This is a genomic window from Streptomyces diastatochromogenes, assembly GCF_002242805.1.
Lineage (GTDB): Bacteria > Actinomycetota > Actinomycetes > Streptomycetales > Streptomycetaceae > Streptomyces > Streptomyces diastatochromogenes.
The window spans coordinates 1-15,152 of record NZ_MCGQ01000014.1; the positions used below are offsets into that span (position 1 = coordinate 1).

General features: G+C 72.2%; 11 protein-coding genes and 1 pseudogene. 4 read left to right on the forward strand and 8 right to left on the reverse strand.

Annotated elements, in window-relative coordinates; genetic code table 11:
- The 3 genes and pseudogenes from BEK98_RS17260 to BEK98_RS17270 all read right to left on the reverse strand — a co-directional run.
- Nucleotides 1–704 (reverse strand): annotated as a pseudogene (locus BEK98_RS17260) (hypothetical protein); the annotation flags it as partial.
- Nucleotides 705–773: 69 nt separating this feature from the next.
- Nucleotides 774–1,475: a hypothetical protein gene (locus BEK98_RS17265; RefSeq protein ID WP_094217445.1), complete on the reverse strand. Its 702-nt coding sequence runs from the start codon at nucleotides 1,473–1,475 to the stop codon at nucleotides 774–776.
- Nucleotides 1,476–1,758: 283 nt separating this feature from the next.
- A complete protein-coding gene (locus tag BEK98_RS17270) occupies nucleotides 1,759–2,484 on the reverse strand; it encodes a hypothetical protein (protein ID WP_143684126.1) in 726 nt (241 codons plus the stop codon).
- Nucleotides 2,485–2,755: 271 nt separating this feature from the next.
- Between BEK98_RS17270 and BEK98_RS17275 the strand changes: the two genes are divergently transcribed.
- Nucleotides 2,756–4,804 carry a phosphocholine-specific phospholipase C gene (locus tag BEK98_RS17275; RefSeq protein ID WP_094217447.1) on the forward strand — a complete coding sequence of 683 codons (2,049 nt, stop codon included), beginning with the start codon at nucleotides 2,756–2,758 and terminating at the stop codon, nucleotides 4,802–4,804.
- 90 nt (nucleotides 4,805–4,894) lie between these two features.
- Nucleotides 4,895–5,749, forward strand: a complete 855-nt coding sequence (locus BEK98_RS17280) for an LURP-one-related family protein (protein ID WP_094217448.1) — start codon at nucleotides 4,895–4,897, stop codon at nucleotides 5,747–5,749.
- Nucleotides 5,750–5,864: 115 nt separating this feature from the next.
- Here the strand turns inward: BEK98_RS17280 and BEK98_RS17285 are convergent, their stop codons facing one another.
- The gene (locus BEK98_RS17285) at nucleotides 5,865–6,827 is read right to left on the reverse strand and encodes a hypothetical protein (RefSeq protein WP_094217449.1); all 963 of its coding nucleotides are present in this window, start codon (nucleotides 6,825–6,827) and stop codon (nucleotides 5,865–5,867) included.
- Nucleotides 6,824–7,618 (reverse strand): phosphatase PAP2 family protein, encoded by a 795-nt coding sequence (locus BEK98_RS17290; protein WP_094217450.1) that lies wholly within the window; start codon nucleotides 7,616–7,618, stop codon nucleotides 6,824–6,826. Before BEK98_RS17290 ends, BEK98_RS17285 begins: the two co-directional genes overlap by 4 nt.
- A gap of 258 nt (nucleotides 7,619–7,876) precedes the next feature.
- Between BEK98_RS17290 and BEK98_RS17295 the strand changes: the two genes are divergently transcribed.
- A complete protein-coding gene (locus BEK98_RS17295; protein ID WP_094217451.1) occupies nucleotides 7,877–8,491 on the forward strand; it encodes a TetR/AcrR family transcriptional regulator in 615 nt (204 codons plus the stop codon).
- A 160-nt stretch (nucleotides 8,492–8,651) separates the two neighbouring features.
- Here BEK98_RS17295 and BEK98_RS17300 read toward each other — a convergent pair whose 3' ends face one another.
- From BEK98_RS17300 to BEK98_RS17310, 3 genes are all read right to left on the reverse strand, one after another.
- Complete coding sequence (locus tag BEK98_RS17300; RefSeq protein ID WP_094217452.1) at nucleotides 8,652–9,650, reverse strand: DUF2510 domain-containing protein; 999 nt, start codon at nucleotides 9,648–9,650, stop codon at nucleotides 8,652–8,654.
- A 118-nt stretch (nucleotides 9,651–9,768) separates the two neighbouring features.
- Complete coding sequence (locus tag BEK98_RS17305; protein ID WP_094217453.1) at nucleotides 9,769–10,920, reverse strand: anhydro-N-acetylmuramic acid kinase; 1,152 nt, start codon at nucleotides 10,918–10,920, stop codon at nucleotides 9,769–9,771.
- Nucleotides 10,921–10,923: 3 nt separating this feature from the next.
- A complete protein-coding gene (locus BEK98_RS17310; protein ID WP_244201882.1) occupies nucleotides 10,924–12,162 on the reverse strand; it encodes an MFS transporter in 1,239 nt (412 codons plus the stop codon).
- A gap of 304 nt (nucleotides 12,163–12,466) precedes the next feature.
- Here BEK98_RS17310 and BEK98_RS17315 point away from each other — a divergent pair, with 304 nt between their 5' ends.
- Nucleotides 12,467–15,151, forward strand: a complete 2,685-nt coding sequence (locus BEK98_RS17315) for an ATP-binding protein (RefSeq protein WP_094217455.1) — start codon at nucleotides 12,467–12,469, stop codon at nucleotides 15,149–15,151.
- The last annotated feature ends 1 nt before the right edge of the window (nucleotide 15,152 follow it).

Below are 15,152 nucleotides of genomic sequence, written 5' to 3' on the forward strand. Positions count from 1 at the left end.
GTCGGCGCGTCACCGCTCTCCGACGGCCGGAGTCCCGCCCCCGTGTCGTCGCCCGGACCGGCGGCTGAGGTGCGCGGGTCCGGCGTGGCGTGGTGCTCGGGCTCCGGTGCCGCGTGGTGCTCGGGTGCCCCTTCCGCGCGGTGCTCGGGTTCCGGTTCCACGCGGTGCTCAGCTTCCGGGCGATGCCCGGTTTCCACGCGGTGCTCGGGTTCCGCCGGCGCGTCCGGCACCGCCTGCGGCCCCGCGTTCCCGCGCACCACCGCCACGACGATGACCTGGGCGCAGGTTTCCGCCTGGGGCGCGGACAGTCCGGCGGCGCGGCCCTGGGCGATGGTCCAGTCCGCGAGTTCCTGGCGGGTCACCTCGGAGAGTTCCGGCACGGCCGAGGTCAGCGCGGCTCGTCTGCCCTCGGTGTCGGTCCCGCGCCGGCGCCGCCACCACCGCTTGAGCCGGCTGCCGCCCGCCCGGATGCGCCCGGAGGCTAGGTCGGCGAGGACCTGCGCGACCACCGCCACCAGAACCGGCAGCACCACATCCGACTCGAAGCCGATGCCCAGCGGGTCCCCGGCAGGCCGGTGCAGGCGCTGCGGGGGATGGGGCCGGACCAGGTACACCCGGCAGGTCTCGTCCAGCTTCTCCAGTTCGGCCGGAGCGACGTGGTGGACCACGTCGCGCAGGACATCCTGGCCCGTGCGGTGGTACATGAGTTCCTCCCGTGAGGACGGACCGGCGGTGGGCTCGTGCGCAGAGGGGCGGCCTCGACCGCGTGCGGGTCAGCGCCGGCCGCGACGACGACGCCAGGTCACGCCGACGGCGACCACGGCGGCGAAGACGAGGGCGGCCACACTGCCCGCCACGACCGGTGCGGATGTTCCGGTGTCCGCGAACCCGTCCCCTCCGGTGCCGTCGGACAGCGCTGACGGGGCGGGGGTGGTGGCGGGCGGGGGAGCGGAGGAGGGCGCGGCGGACGGGGTGTCGGCCGGTGCCGTCGTGTCACTCGCCGGACTGCCCTGCGCGAGGCTCGCCGAGGCCGCGTCCGGCGCCGGCGCCGCCGCCTGCTCGACCACGGAGTACGACGCCTTGCCGTCCATCAGAGCCGCCGGGTCGACCGAGGCCGTGGGCTGGATCAGGCCCTGCGTGACGAACTGGAGCGTGGTCGGCGCCGGTACTCCGGAGGCCAGCGAGACGCGCAGCGGGATGCGGGCCGAGTCGCCCGCCGGGAGCGACCCGACGGACGGCAGTCCGGCGTCCGTGCTGAGGTAGCCGCTGAGCGCGGTGTCCCCTGGTGTCAACTGCACCGGCCGCCATACGGACGGGCCGGCGTCGAACCACTCCACGGTGACCTGATCGGACGTCAGCCGGGGAGCGGGCGGCGCGAGTCGGATCCCGACGGCGACGATGAAGCTGTCCGTGATGTCGGTGTCCAGCGTGTTGTGGAACGTGGCGTCCACGGTCAGCGGGTCGCCACCGGGCACCAACTGTCCTGAGTCCGGCGTGAGTTCGGCGTAGGGTGCGGCCGGTTCCGCGGCATACGCCGGCGCTGCGGACAGATGCAGCGGGACGAATAACGCGGCGCAGCTCAAGAGGGTTGCGCACACAGGTCTACGGCGCACGAGAACCAGCTCCCCCCGGCGCGCCCCCCAGCGCGCTTCCTGGCGTGATGCCGGAGAGTTTAAGGGATAATGCGCCTTAAAGAGCCGTCCATTCACATTCGGTCATTAAAGAACAGAAGTGAATTCCTGTGTCGCTTGAGGTTTTTCAGTACCCCGGGTCGACGACCACGTCGTACGAAGGCGTGGACAGGGAGTGCAGGGGGGAGTCGAGTTTCTCGGTACGGAGAATGTAGGTGCCCGAAGCCAGGTCCGAGATCTGCTGGTAGCGGCCGGTGAAGTCGGGCTCCGTTCCGGTCCAGTACCCGGAGCCGAGGCTGTGCTTGAGGACCCATCCGTTCGGCTGGACGATCGCCGGGTACACCGGACCGAGCGCGTCCTGGGTGAGGGTGAAGGACGCCCCGGCGTGGGCGTCCGTGCCGGGCGCACCGGACAGGGTGAACGAGAAGTAGCGGACGTTGAACGGCGAGCCGGAGGTCAGCGGGGCGCAGTCCCGGGCCGTCACGAGGCCGTCCACGACGCCGAGTTGCAGCGGGTCGGTGAAGGTGCCGCTCCCCGCCAGGCTGCCGCAGTCCTGGTCCCCGTCTCCGGCCGACTGGTCGCCGTCGTCCGTCGTGTCGCCCCCGCTCCAGGTGTCCGGAGCGTCGGAGGTCGCGCTCTCCTCGGTGGGGGTCTCCTCGACGGGTTCCTGCGTGGTGGGGGTGGGCTCCGGAATGGGACTGCTGAGATCCGGCGTCGCCGAGGCGGTGTCGGGAGCGGACGTGGAGACGTCCGTCGACGGGGACTCGGCGGCACTCGAACGGTGGTCCGACGAACCGCCGCAACCGCTCGCCAGCACTATCGCCCCGAACGTCAGCGCGCATTTTCTGATCATGGATTTCCTCCCCCTCGCGCACCGCCGGAAATCGCTCGGCAGGCGTCATGTGCGCGGGATATTACATCTCTTCAGCCCTTCGATCCCCCGATATGAGGACTTCTCCGAACCGTCCCGGCGGCCCCCACCCCCTGCCGTACCGACGACTTTCACATGGGCGCCATCAGACCCTTCCCTGACGTTTGCTGCTCTTGGAACACTCGCTGCGCGCAGATTCCGTCATTCGGCGGCATCACGTACGTCAGGACGCAGGACGAGAGGACCCTCACTCATGCCCGAAGTAAACCGGCGGCGCTTCCTCCAACTCGCGGGCGCCACGACGGCGTTCACCGCGCTGTCCAGCAGCATCCAGCGCGCGGCCGCTCTGCCCGCCCATCACCGCACGGGTTCGGTCGAGGACGTCGAGCACATCGTCGTCCTGATGCAGGAGAACCGTTCGTTCGACCACTACTTCGGCTCGCTGCGGGGCGTGCGGGGCTTCGGCGACCCGCGCCCGGTGACGCAGAACGGCAGGTCGGTCTGGAAGCAGTCCGACGGTACGAAGGACATCCTCCCGTTCCACCCGGACGCCGACGACCTGGGCCTGGCCTTCATCCAGGACCTCCCGCACGGCTGGAACGACGGCCACGCCGCCTTCAACGGGGGCAAGTACGACAAGTGGGTGCCCGCCAAGTCGTCGACGACGATGGCGTACCTGACGCGCGAGGACATCCCCTTCCACTACGCGCTCGCCGACGCCTTCACCATCTGCGACGCCTACCACTGCTCCTTCATAGGCTCGACCGACCCCAACCGCTACTACATGTGGACGGGTCACACCGGCAACGACGGCAAGGGCGGCGGCCCGGTCCTCGGCAACGACGAGGCCGGCTACTCCTGGACGACGTACCCGGAGCGCCTGGAGCAGGCCGGCGTCTCCTGGAAGATCTACCAGGACGTCGGCGACGGCCTCGACGCGAACGGCTCCTGGGGCTGGATCAACGACGCCTACCGCGGCAACTACGGCGACAACTCGCTGCTCTACTTCAAGCAGTACCAGAACGCCAAGCCCGGCGACCCGCTCTACGACCAGGCCCGTACCGGCACCGACGCGCGCAAGGGCGAGGGCTTCTTCGAGCAGCTCACGGCCGACGTGAAGGCGGACAAGCTGCCCCAGGTCTCCTGGATCGTCGCCCCCGAGGCCTTCACCGAGCACCCCAACTGGCCCGCCAACTACGGCGCCTGGTACGTCGCCCAGGTCCTGGACGCGCTCACCTCCAACCCCGAGGTGTGGGGCAAGACCGCGCTGTTCATCACCTACGACGAGAACGACGGCTTCTTCGACCACGTGATCCCGGCCTTCCCGCCGGCCTCCGCCGCCCAGGGCAAGTCGACCGTGGACCCCGCCCTCGACCTGTTCAAGGGGGACGCCGGCCACCCCGCCGGCCCCTACGGGCTCGGCCAGCGGGTGCCCATGCTGGTCGTCTCGCCGTGGAGCAAGGGCGGTTACGTCTGCTCCGAGACCTTCGACCACACCTCGATCATCCGGTTCGTCGAGCGCCGCTTCGGCGTCCAGGAGCCGAACATCTCGCCCTGGCGCCGGGCGGTCTGCGGCGACCTGACGGCCGCCTTCGACTTCTCCCGCAAGGACACCGCACCGGTCACGCTGCCGTCCACGGCCGGATACGAGCCTCCGGACCACGACCGGCACCCCGACTACAAGCCCACTCCGCCCGCCAACCCGTCGCTGCCCAAGCAGGAGCGCGGCAGCCGCCGTACCCGCCCCCTCAAGTACAACCCGGTGGTGGACGGTTCCGCGGACACGGCGGCCGGGAAGTTCACGCTCACCTTCGCCTCCGGCGCGCAGGCGGGCGCCGCGTTCCTGGTCACCTCCAACAGCCGTACCGACGGCCCCTGGACCTACACCACCGAGGCCGGCAAGACCCTCTCCGACACCTGGAACTCGGCCTACTCCGGCGGCTCGTACGACCTCGCCGTGCACGGCCCGAACGGCTTCCTGCGCGTGTTCAAGGGCCGTAACAAGGTCGCCGGACCCGAGGTCATCGCCCGGCACGTCGGCGACAGCGTCGAACTCACCTTCACCAACAAGGGCTCCGGCACGGTGAAGCTGAAGCTGGTCGACGGCTACGGCGGCAGCCCGGTCGGCGTCACGGTCCGGCCCGGGGCCACCGTGCGGCACACCGTCGGCCTCGCCGGGAGCAAGTGCTGGTACGACCTCACGGTCACCTCGGACGCCGACCCGGCCTTCCTGCGCTCCTTCGCCGGCCACGTCGAGAACGGGCACCCCGGCGTCAGCGACCCGGCCATCATCACGGGATGAACGGGGTGAAGAAGAACGGGGTGAACGGGCGATGAACACCGCTCCGTGCGGACTGGTCAGGTACCGGTCACATCAGGGTAGTGTGCCCCGGTGACCACGCAATCGAACACACCTGCAGGCTGGTACCCCGATCCGCACGGGGCCGCCCAGACGCTCCGTTACTGGGACGGCGCGCAGTGGACCGAGCACACGAACCCGGCCCAGCAGGCCGCCGGACAGGTTCCGCAGCAGCAGGCCGCGCCCCAGCAGCCCGCCGCCCACATCCCGCACCAGCAGGCCGCCGACCCCAAGGTGCAGCGCCAGGTGCAGCAGCAGGCCGGGGTCGCGGCCGGCGGTGCCGGCGGCGGCACCCTCTTCACCGAGCCGGTCCTGGTCGTGAACCAGAAGGCCAAGCTGATCGAGCTGACCAACGAGTACAAGGTCATGGATCAGGGCGGCCGCGAGATCGGCGCGGTCACCGAGGTCGGGCAGAGCGCGCTGCGGAAGATCTTCCGCTTCCTCTCCAGCTGGGACCAGTTCCTGACGCACAAGCTGGAGATCCGCGACGCCTACGGCCAGCCGCAGCTGCTGCTGACCCGGCCCGCGAAGATCTTCAAGTCCCGGGTCATGGTGACCCGCCCGGACGGTTCGCAGGTCGGCGAGATCGTCCAGCAGAACATGATCGGGAAGATCAACTTCGCGATGAACGCGAACGGCCAGCAGGTCGGCGCGATCAAGGCGGAGAACTGGCGGGCGTGGAACTTCGCGATCGTCGACCACGCGGACAACGAGGTGGCCCGGATCACCAAGACCTGGGAAGGCCTGGCCAAGACGCTGTTCACGTCGGCGGACAACTACGTCCTGCAGATCCACTACCAGCTGCCCGAGCCGCTGCTGAGCCTGGTCGTGGCGACGGCGCTGACCGTCGACACCGCGCTCAAGCAGGACTCCCGGGGCTGGAACTGAGCAGCCCCCGCACGGGGAAGCCACGGGGAGTACGGCAACGGCGGCCGGTGCACGCGGACTTCGCGCGCACCGGCCGCCGTCGTGTGTCCGGTCGGACTACGGGTCGTAGGTCCGGTCAGAGTGCCGTGAGATGCCCGGGCTGCTCCGGCTGCCGGGGCACCAGCGCCGGTTCCGCCGCCGCTGTGCCCGGTCCCAGGGCCAGGACCGCGGCAACGGGGTGCTCGTCGTGCTCGGCGTGCTCGTCGGACCGGTCGGATTCGGGTGCCGCCCGGGTCAGCAGGAACACGCCCCAGGCCGCCAGCCCCGCCCCGGCCAGCGCCAGCAGCACGCCGCCGGCCCCGCCCTGCAGGCCCTGACCGAGCAAGGTCAGTCCGATGACCGCGGCGGCCGTCGGGTTGGCCAGGGTGACCACGGCCAGCGGGCCGCCGAGACCGCCGCGGTAGGCCGTCTGCGAGAGCAGCAGCCCGCCGGTGGCGAACGCGGCGACCAGGGCCGCGACCACGATCACCTCGGCACTGAGCACCGGACCCGTGCGGTCCGTGGCCGCCACCGTCACCGTCTGGGTGAGGGCGGAGGCGACACCCGAGGCGAAGCCGGAGGCGGTCGCGTGCCTGAGGCCCGGCCGGGCGCCGGGCCGGGAGAGCATGCCGATCAGGGCAGCGGTCGTACCGGCGACGGCGAGCGCCTCGGTCAGGCTCAGCACTCGTTCGGGCGCCGGACCCGACGCGGTGACCAGCAGCGCCGCCAGCCCCAGCAGCGTGAGCGCCGTACCGCGCCACTCCACCGCGCTGACCCGCCGCCCGGCTGCCCGCGCCCCGAGCGGCACGGCCGCGACGAGGGTGAGCGCGCCGAGTGGCTGTACGACGGTGAGCGGGCCGTACTTGAGGGCCACGACGTGCAGCAGCGCGGCGGCCGCGTTCAGTCCGACCGCCGACCACCAGGCGCCGGTGCCGAGCAGCCGTAGCAGGCCCGTGCCGGGGCTGCGCGAGGCGAGGCGCTCCTGGGCGACGGCGGCCGCGGCGTAGGCGACGGCCGAGATCAGGGACAGGCCGACGGCGAGGAGTGCGGCGACGCTCATCGGCCCGCTCCCACCAGGACGGGCTCCTTCGGGGCGAGCCGCCGCGTACCGCGTCCGGCCGTACTGGACGTCCGGTTCGGCTGATGGACGACCGCGAGCGCGATGCCGAGCATGGCGGTCGCCACGATCGCGTCGAGCCAGTAGTGGTTCGCCGTGCCCACGATCACCAGCAGGGTGATCAGCGGGTGCAGCAGCCACAGCCAGCGCCAGCGCGACCTGGTGGCCGCGATCAGGCCGATCGCCAGCATCAGGGCCCAGCCGAAGTGCAGTGACGGCATCGCCGCGAACTGGTTGGAGAGGTGGTCGCTGGACGGCGGGCCGTAGACGGAGGGGCCGTAGAGCCGGGCGGTGTCCACCAGGCCGGTGCCGGTCAGCATCCGCGGCGGGGCCAGCGGGAACACGAACGGCAGCACCAGGGCCGCGCTGGTGACCACGGCCAGCACCCGGCGGGCCCACACATAGTGCGCGGGCCGCCGGAGGTACAGCCACACCAGTAAGGCGAGCGTGGCCGGGAAGTGGACGGTCGCGTAGTAGGTGTTCGCCAGGTGCACGAGGGTGTCGCCGTGCAGCAGTGCGGTCTGCACGGCGGTCTCGTGGGGAAGGTGCACGGTCCGCTCGAGGTCCCACACGCGGTGGGCGTTGCGGAAGGCGTCGGCGGTGTGGCCGGTGGCCAGCTGTCGTCCGAGTTTGTAGACGAGGAAGAGACCTGCGACGAGCAGGAACTCACGGACGAGCGGCGGGCGCGTTATCGCGTCCGGCTCCGCTTCTGCAGGCTCGGTTCGGGCATTCATCCCCCGGCCCCTTCGCTGACGGTGGTGCGTGTGGTGGTGCGGGCTGAGACCCGGACCGGGGCCCGGACTCATCGATACGTCTTCGTACCGATACGAAAGTGTACCGATACGCGACTGTACCGATACGGCAGTGTACCGATACGCTTGAGTACCGGTACACTTGCGTATCGATTGATGTGCGACACACTGGAGACAGGTTCCGCAGCCGCCCTTGCGCGGATCTTCAGCGGACCGTGGACGAGTGAGGAGAAGCCACGCATGACGTCGCAGGCCGCGGACGGACCGGAGACGGTCACCGCCTCGAGCCGCTCCAAGATCACGCCCGAGCGTGAGCGGGAGTTCTTCGACGCCGTGCTGGAACAGATCCGGGAGTGCGGCTACGACTCCGTGACCATGGAGGGCGTCGCCGCCAGCACCCGGTGCAGCAAGTCCACGCTCTACCGGCAGTGGAAGACCAAGCCGCAGTTCGTCGCGGCCGCGCTGCGCGCCAACCGCAAGGTGCGCTTCGCCGGCATCGACACCGGCACGCTCGCCGAGGACCTGCGCCAGGCGGCGCGGGCGGCGGGCGACTGGTCCAACAAGGACGCCCGGCTCATGCAGGCGCTCGGCCACGCGGTCACCGGCGACCACGAACTGGCACAGGCGCTGCGCGAGGCGCTCATCCAGCCCGAGATCGCCGCGCTCCAGAAAATGCTGGTCCGGGGTGTGGAACGGGGTGAGGTGCCCGCCGGCCACCCCGCTCTGGAGTACATCCCGGCCATGATGTTCGGCGTTCTGCGCGTACGCCCGGTGCTGAGCGGCGAGTACGCCGACGCCGACTATCTCGTCCGGTTCGTGGACTCCACCGTGCTGCCCGCACTCGGGCTGACCTAGGACCCAGGCCGCCGTTCACGGGATGACTGAACGGCGACCTGCCGGCGCCGCACCGTGGGGACGGGGGCGGCGCGCACCCCCGGCCGGGTGGGATTCCTCTTGAGCGGAGGGGAATCCCACCCGGCCGACTCATGTCCCCGGGTGACCTCGGACGGCGGCCTCAGACGTTCTGGCCGTTCCCGCCGCCGGACGAGACCTTGATGCCCTTGACGATGTCGTCGATGACGGACACCTTCTGGCCGACGTCCACGCCGAAGCGCACCACGACGATCTGCTTGGTGTCGTTGGGCGAGGGGAAGGCGACCGATTCGACGTAGCCGTCGGCGCCGTTGGCGGTGACCGCCTTCCAGCGCACCAGGTAGCCCTTCTGCCCGGCCACCGTCACCGCCTCGGAGGCCAGCACCTTGTGCGAGGTGATGCTGCCGTAGCTGGAGCCGCCGTAGGACTCCTTGGCGTTGGCCGCGATGTCCGCCTTGGCGACCGCCTCGGCCGTCGTGCCTTCCGTGCCGAGCGCGACGGCCGGCGCCGAGTAGGCGCCGCCCGCGGTGCACGTCTGCTCCTTGTTGCCGGGGCACTTGTAGGAGTCGTCGGACGTGACCTGCGCGCCGACGCTGATCGTCTGCCCGGTCCAGCCCGTCGGCACGGGCAGGCTGATCCCGTTCACCGGGTCCGGCACCGTGCCGCCACCCTTGATCTTGGGCGCCGCGGACTGCCCCGGGGACGGCGACTCGCCCGGACCGCCGGAGCCGCCCGACCCGCCGCCGGGCCCGCCCTGCCCGCCCTGTCCCTGCTGGGTACCGGCGCGGTCGCTGCCGGCGCCGCTGCCGTCGTCCTTGGTGAGGGCGTACACGCCGACCCCGATGCTCGCCAGTACCGCGGCCGCCGCCGCGACGGCTATGCCCGTGCGCAGACCGCGCCGGGGCGCGGCCGGCGGCGGGACGGGATACGTCGGATAGCCCGGGTAGGCGGCCCCGTACGCCGGAGGAGCCGGCTGCGGGCCCCCGGGAAGCTGCTGTGCCGGGGGACCCCAGGTGGCGGCCGTCCCGGCGGGGCGGGTCTGGTCCGTCCAGGCCTTGCCGTCCCACCAGCGCTCGGTGGGCGGACCGTCATTCGTCTGCCCGGGGTCGGGGTACCACCCGGGAGGAGTCACCTGCGTCATGACTCCACCGTATGAGGCGTCGGTGAAAGCCGGATGAGAGGATCAGCCGCCAATTCCTCGGACGTGGGCTTTCTCACGCCTCATTCGCGTCGCGCCTCACCTCGCGTCTCACTCGACCTCACGCCTCCACCACCAACCGCACCGGCCCGCCTCGTGGAGCCGGTGGCAGGCGCAGGCCCTCGCGCCCCGGGGTCACCGAGCCCAGCACGCTCGGGTGTCGGGCGCCTGTGCTGCGTGGGTCGGTGCCGGGGAGGCCGTGGGCGGTGAGGAAACCGAGGACCGCGAAGGCGTACGCCTCCTTCGCGGCGGCAGGCAGGCCCAGCTCGTCCGAGGTGCGTACGGCGGTCCTCGGGAGCAGGTCCCGGATGTGGGACATGAGCACCGGGTTGCGGGTGCCCCCGCCGGAGGCGATCACCTCCGTGGCGCCGACGGACCGTGCCGCGTCGGCGACCGTCCGGGCCGTCAGCAGGGTGAGCGTCGCCAGCGTGTCCTCCGCGGACAGGTCGTCCGCCCCGGACCCCCGCAGGTACCCCGAGTGGAACAGCTCCTTGCCGGTCGTCTTGGGCGGCGCCAGCGTGTAGTACGGCTCCGCGAGCAGCCGGTCCAGCAACGGCCGGTGCACCCGGCCCCGCGCGGCCAGCGCCCCGTCGGCGTCGTAGGCCAGGCGCCCGCCGCTGAACTCCCTGGCCGCCGCGTCGAGCAGCGCGCAGCCCGGCCCGGTGTCGAAGGCGGTGCCGTCCGGCGCGGTCAGGTTGGCGATGCCGCCGATGTTCAGCGCGACCGGCGTGCCCGGCCTGCCCCGCAGCCACAGCAGGTCGACCAGGCTCACCAGGGGTGCGCCCTGGCCTCCGGCGGCGACGTCCCGGGCGCGGAAGTCGGCGACCACCGGCAGCCCCGTCGCCTCGGCGATCCACGCCGGCTGCCCCAGCTGGAGCGTGCCGTGCACCCGGTCGCCGTCCACCCAGTGGTAGACGGTCTGTCCGTGCGAGGCCACCAACTCGCCACGCCCACCGCACAGTTCACGGTCCGCCCGGACCGCCGCCGCGGCGAACGCCTGCCCGATCCGGGTGTCGAGCCGGCACACCTCGGCGAGCGCGACGGCGGCCGGCGGCAGCGCCGTGGCGAGCGCTTCGCGCAGCCCGCCCTCGTACGGTGTGCTCACCATCCCCAGCGGCTTCAACGCCAGCGTGTCGCCGTCCAGCCACAGGTCCGCAGCCGCCGCGTCGACCGCGTCGTACGACGTCCCCGACATCAGTCCGATCACCCGCATGGCTCAACTCGCCTTCCTCAAGGTCGGTTTCAAGAGCGCCAGCGCGCTCACCGCACACGCCCCCGCCGCGTAGTACGCGGGCACGTCCACGTCCCCGGTCCGGCGTACGGCCTCCGTGATGATCAGTCCCGCGCACCCGGAGAACACCGCGTTCGCCAGGGAGTAGGCCAGCCCGAGGCCCGTCCAGCGCACCCGTGCCGGGAACATCTCGGAGAGCAGCGCGGGTCCGGGACCGGCCATCAGCCCCACCACGGCGCCCGCGGCACACGTGGCCAGGGCCTTGGCCACGGCCGAAGTCCCCTCGCTCTGCAGCAGGTTGAACAACGGCACCGCCAGCCCGGCCACCAGCACCGCACCCGTGAGCATCACCGGCCGCCGCCCGACCCGGTCGCTGAGCAGCCCCGCCGGGAGGATCGCCACGGCGAACCCGACGTTGGCCGGAACGGTGGCGAGCAGTGCCTGCCGGAGGTCGGTGTGCAGCGAGGCCTGGAGGTACGAGGGCAGGACGACGAGAAAGGTGTATCCGGCCGCCGACCAGCCCATGACCCGCCCGGCGCCCAGCAGCACCGCCGACGCGACGACCCCGGCGCCGCCCGGGCCGGCACCCGCCCGCTTCCGCTCCCGGAACTCCGGCGTCTCCTCCAGCCCGACCCGCAGCCACAGCGCCACCAGCCCCAGCGGCAAGGCCAGGAGAAACGGCAACCGCCAACCCCAGCCGACGAGTTGGGCCTCGCCGAGCATCGTGGCCGTGGCCGCCGCGACGCCCGCACCGCCCAGCAGGCCCAGCGCCACCGTGAACGACTGCCACGCGCCGTACAGTCCACGGCGGCCCGGCGGGGCGAACTCCGTCATCAGCGCCACGGAACCGCCGAACTCACCTCCTGCCGAGAGTCCCTGAAGCACCCTCAGAAACGTCAGCAGCCACGGCGCCAGAGCACCCGCCGTCGCGTACGTCGGCAGCACCCCGATCAGCGTCGTCGCCGCCGTCATCAGCGAGACCACCCCGATCAGCACCGGCCGCCGCCCGATCCGGTCGCCCAGCCTGCCGAACAGGGCCGCCCCCAGGGGCCGGAAGAAGAACGCCAGCGCGAAGGAGACGTACGTGCGCACCAGTCCCTCGGCCGGACTCCCGCCCATCGGGGTGAAGAACCGCTCGGCGAGGACCGTCGCCAGATAGCCGTAGACGCCGAACTCGTACCACTCGACGAGATTGCCCACCGACCCCGCCGCCACCGCCCGCACCGTCGGCGCACGGGCGGCCGTACCGCCGCGACCCCCACGATCGCCGCTGTCCCCGCTATCCCCGCGATCCCCGCGGTCCTCCCGATCCCCGTGATCTCCGGGGGGTTCGAAAATCAGCTTCATTCCAGGCCCTGTTGACGGTTCGTCGGCTGTACAGCGGCTGGTCGGGCGGCATGCGCGTCGCCCGGTCGCCTCTTCGTTCACCCGGCGGGGCAACACCTGCCCCGACCGGCCACCACACATCCCATCGGACGGCTACGCTCGTGGTCTGTACGTCATTCGGGCGACCTGGGGAGGTAACGGGATGACGGAGGGACGGTCGTCGGCGGCCGCCGCGGCTTCCCTGTGGGAGCGGGACGCGGAGATCGCCACCGTCACGCGGACGCTCGACGGCCTGCGTGCCGATCAGTCGTCCGCGGGCAGCCTGCTGGTCTTCCGAGGCGAGGCCGGACTCGGCAAGACCGCGCTGCTCACCGAGACGCGCCGCATCGCCGAGCGCCGCGGCTGCACGGTGTGGTCCGCCCGCGGCGGCGAGACCCTGAAGTCCGTGCCGTTCAACGTGGTACGGCAGCTGCTGCAGCCGGCGCTGGTCTCCCTGCTGCCGGAGGAGGCCCGCGAGTACCTCGGCGACTGGTACGACATCGCCGGCCCCGCCCTCGGGATAGTCGACCCGGGAGAGGGCAGCGTCGACCCGCAGTACGTCTGCGACGGACTCGTCGCGGCCGTGCGCCGGCTCGCCCGCCGTGAGTGGCCGCTGGTGCTGATCATCGACGACGCACACTGGGCCGACCAGGAGACCCTGCGCTGGCTCGCCGCGTTCGCCGAACGCCTGGACGACCTGTCCGTGCTGGTCGTGGTCGCCCGCCGCCCCGGCGAGGTGAGCGGCGAGAGCGCCCGCCACCTCGAAGCGATCGCCGCCGCCGCGGGCCGTCCCGTCAACAACCTCAGCGCCCTCACCCCGGAGGCCACCGCCGGACTCACCCGCGCCACCGTCGGCCGCCATGCCGACGACCCGTTCTGCCGCGAGGTCTGGGCCGTCACCGGCGGCAATCCGTACGACACCGTCGAACTCCTCGCCAAGGTGCTGGACAGCGAGGTCCAGCCGGTCGAGTCCCGGGCCGGCGAACTGCGCGCCCTGAACCGCGCCGCCCGGGGCGGCGGCCTGGTCGACCGGCTCAACGGACTCGGCATCGACGCCACCCAGTTCGCCTGGGCCGCCGCCATCCTCGGCACCGGCATCTCCGTCGACCTCGTGGCACAGCTCGCCTCCATGAGCACCGAGGTCGCCGAGCGCTGCGCCGAACTGCTGCGCACCGCCCGCATCCTCACCGAACCCGACCCGGTGGCGGGCACCGAGACCGAGGCCGGCGAGCTGGAGTTCGTCCACCCGCTGATCGCCTCCGCCGTCTACAACTCCATCCCGCCCGCCGTGTGCACCGCCATGCACGGCGTCGCCGCGCAGATCCTCACCGAGACGGGACACGGCGCCGCCGAGGCCTCCCGGCACCTGCTGAAGGTGCACCCGGACGACGACGAGGAACTCGTCGAGCAGCTGCGCGAGGCGGCCCGCGAACACCTGGCCGTCGGCGCGCCCGACGCGGCCCGCCGCTGCCTGGAGCGCGCTCTCGAGGAGCCGCCGCGCCCCGAGGTCCACGCGCACGTGCTCCTCGAACTGGGCCACGCCACCCTGCTGACCGCACCCTCCGTCACCATCGAGCACCTGCAGTCCGCGCTCGCCATGCCCGGCCTCGACGGCGGCCAGCGGGTCGACGCCGTGGTCCGGCTCTCCCAGGCGCTGCTCCACAACGACCAGCTGGAGGAGGCCGTCCGCACGGTCGAGGCCGAGGCCGCCCGGCACGGCGCGGGCCCGGTCAAGCTGCGGCTGCAGGCCGTGCAGTTCATGTGGGAGGGCATCCACGGCGAGACCGTCTCCCAGGAACGCTCCCGGCGCCTGGCCGAACTGGCCGGCACCTGCACCGGCCGGGACAACTCCGAGCGCGCCCTGCTGATCCTGCGCGGCTTCGACGCGATGACCCACGGCGAGAACGCGGAGGAGGTCCTCCAGCTGTGCGACCGCGCCCTCGTCAACGGCCGCCTCGCACCCGGCCTCGGCTGGACCGACGGCGAGTGGGGCATCGAACTGCTGATGATGCTCGGCAGCGCGTACGCCTACGCCGACCGGCTCGACCGCGCCGAGAGCCTCTTCGCCGAGGCCCTGCGCGCCTACACCGGCGCCGGCTGGCGCGGCGGCCACCTCTCCCTGGCCAACGCCTTCCTCGGCCTCGCCTACCGCAGACAGGGCCGGCTGCGCGACGCCGAGACCACGCTGCGCGAGGCGCTGAACCTGGCCGAGCGCGTCGGCCGCGGCCTGCCGCTCTACTGGTCGTCGACCTGCGGACTCGTCGACACCCTGCTGGCCCGCGGCCATGTCGAGGAGGCCTGGTCGATCGCCGAGCAGTACGGCTTCGCCCCGCCCTACCCGTCCACGATCGTGCTGCCCGACATCCGCTCCGTGCGCGGCCGGCTGCTGCTCGCGGTGGGCCGCACCGAGGAGGGGATCAACGAACTGGAGGCCGCCGAGAAGACCGCCGCCTCCCGCGGCGGCCACAACCCCGTCCTCGCACCCTGGTCCATCGACCTCGCCAAGGCCCTCGCCACGCAGGACCCCGCCCGGGCCACCCAGCTCGCCGCGGACGCCCGCCGGCAGGCCGAGCGGTTCGGCACGGACACCGCCATCGGCGAGGCCCTGCGCTGCGCAGCCGCCCTGGAGACCGGCCAGCGCGCGGTCCGGCTCGCCGCCCAGGCCGTCGCCTATCTGGAGGCCTCACCCTGCCAGTACGAGCACGCGGCGGCCCGGGTCGAGTACGGCATCGCCATCCGCTCGGTCGCGGAACTCAACCGGGGCCTGGCGCTCGCCCGTTCGATCGGGGCGGACGGACTGGCGGCGCAGGCGCGGGAGGTGCTGGAGACGGGGCGGGGGCTGCGCTAGG

Bases quoted from the DNA above. Each gene is read 5' to 3' on its own strand.
- BEK98_RS17315 (WP_094217455.1), top strand. From the start codon at position 12,467: ATGACGGAGGGACGGTCGTCGGCGGCCGCCGCGGCTTCCCTGTGGGAG.
- BEK98_RS17295 (WP_094217451.1), top strand. From the start codon at position 7,877: ATGACGTCGCAGGCCGCGGACGGACCGGAGACGGTCACCGCCTCGAGC.
- BEK98_RS17305 (WP_094217453.1), bottom strand. From the start codon at position 10,920: ATGCGGGTGATCGGACTGATGTCGGGGACGTCGTACGACGCGGTCGAC.
- BEK98_RS17275 (WP_094217447.1), top strand. From the start codon at position 2,756: ATGCCCGAAGTAAACCGGCGGCGCTTCCTCCAACTCGCGGGCGCCACG.
- BEK98_RS17270 (WP_143684126.1), bottom strand. From the start codon at position 2,484: ATGATCAGAAAATGCGCGCTGACGTTCGGGGCGATAGTGCTGGCGAGC.
- BEK98_RS17285 (WP_094217449.1), bottom strand. From the start codon at position 6,827: ATGAGCGTCGCCGCACTCCTCGCCGTCGGCCTGTCCCTGATCTCGGCC.
- BEK98_RS17300 (WP_094217452.1), bottom strand. From the start codon at position 9,650: ATGACGCAGGTGACTCCTCCCGGGTGGTACCCCGACCCCGGGCAGACG.
- BEK98_RS17290 (WP_094217450.1), bottom strand. From the start codon at position 7,618: ATGAATGCCCGAACCGAGCCTGCAGAAGCGGAGCCGGACGCGATAACG.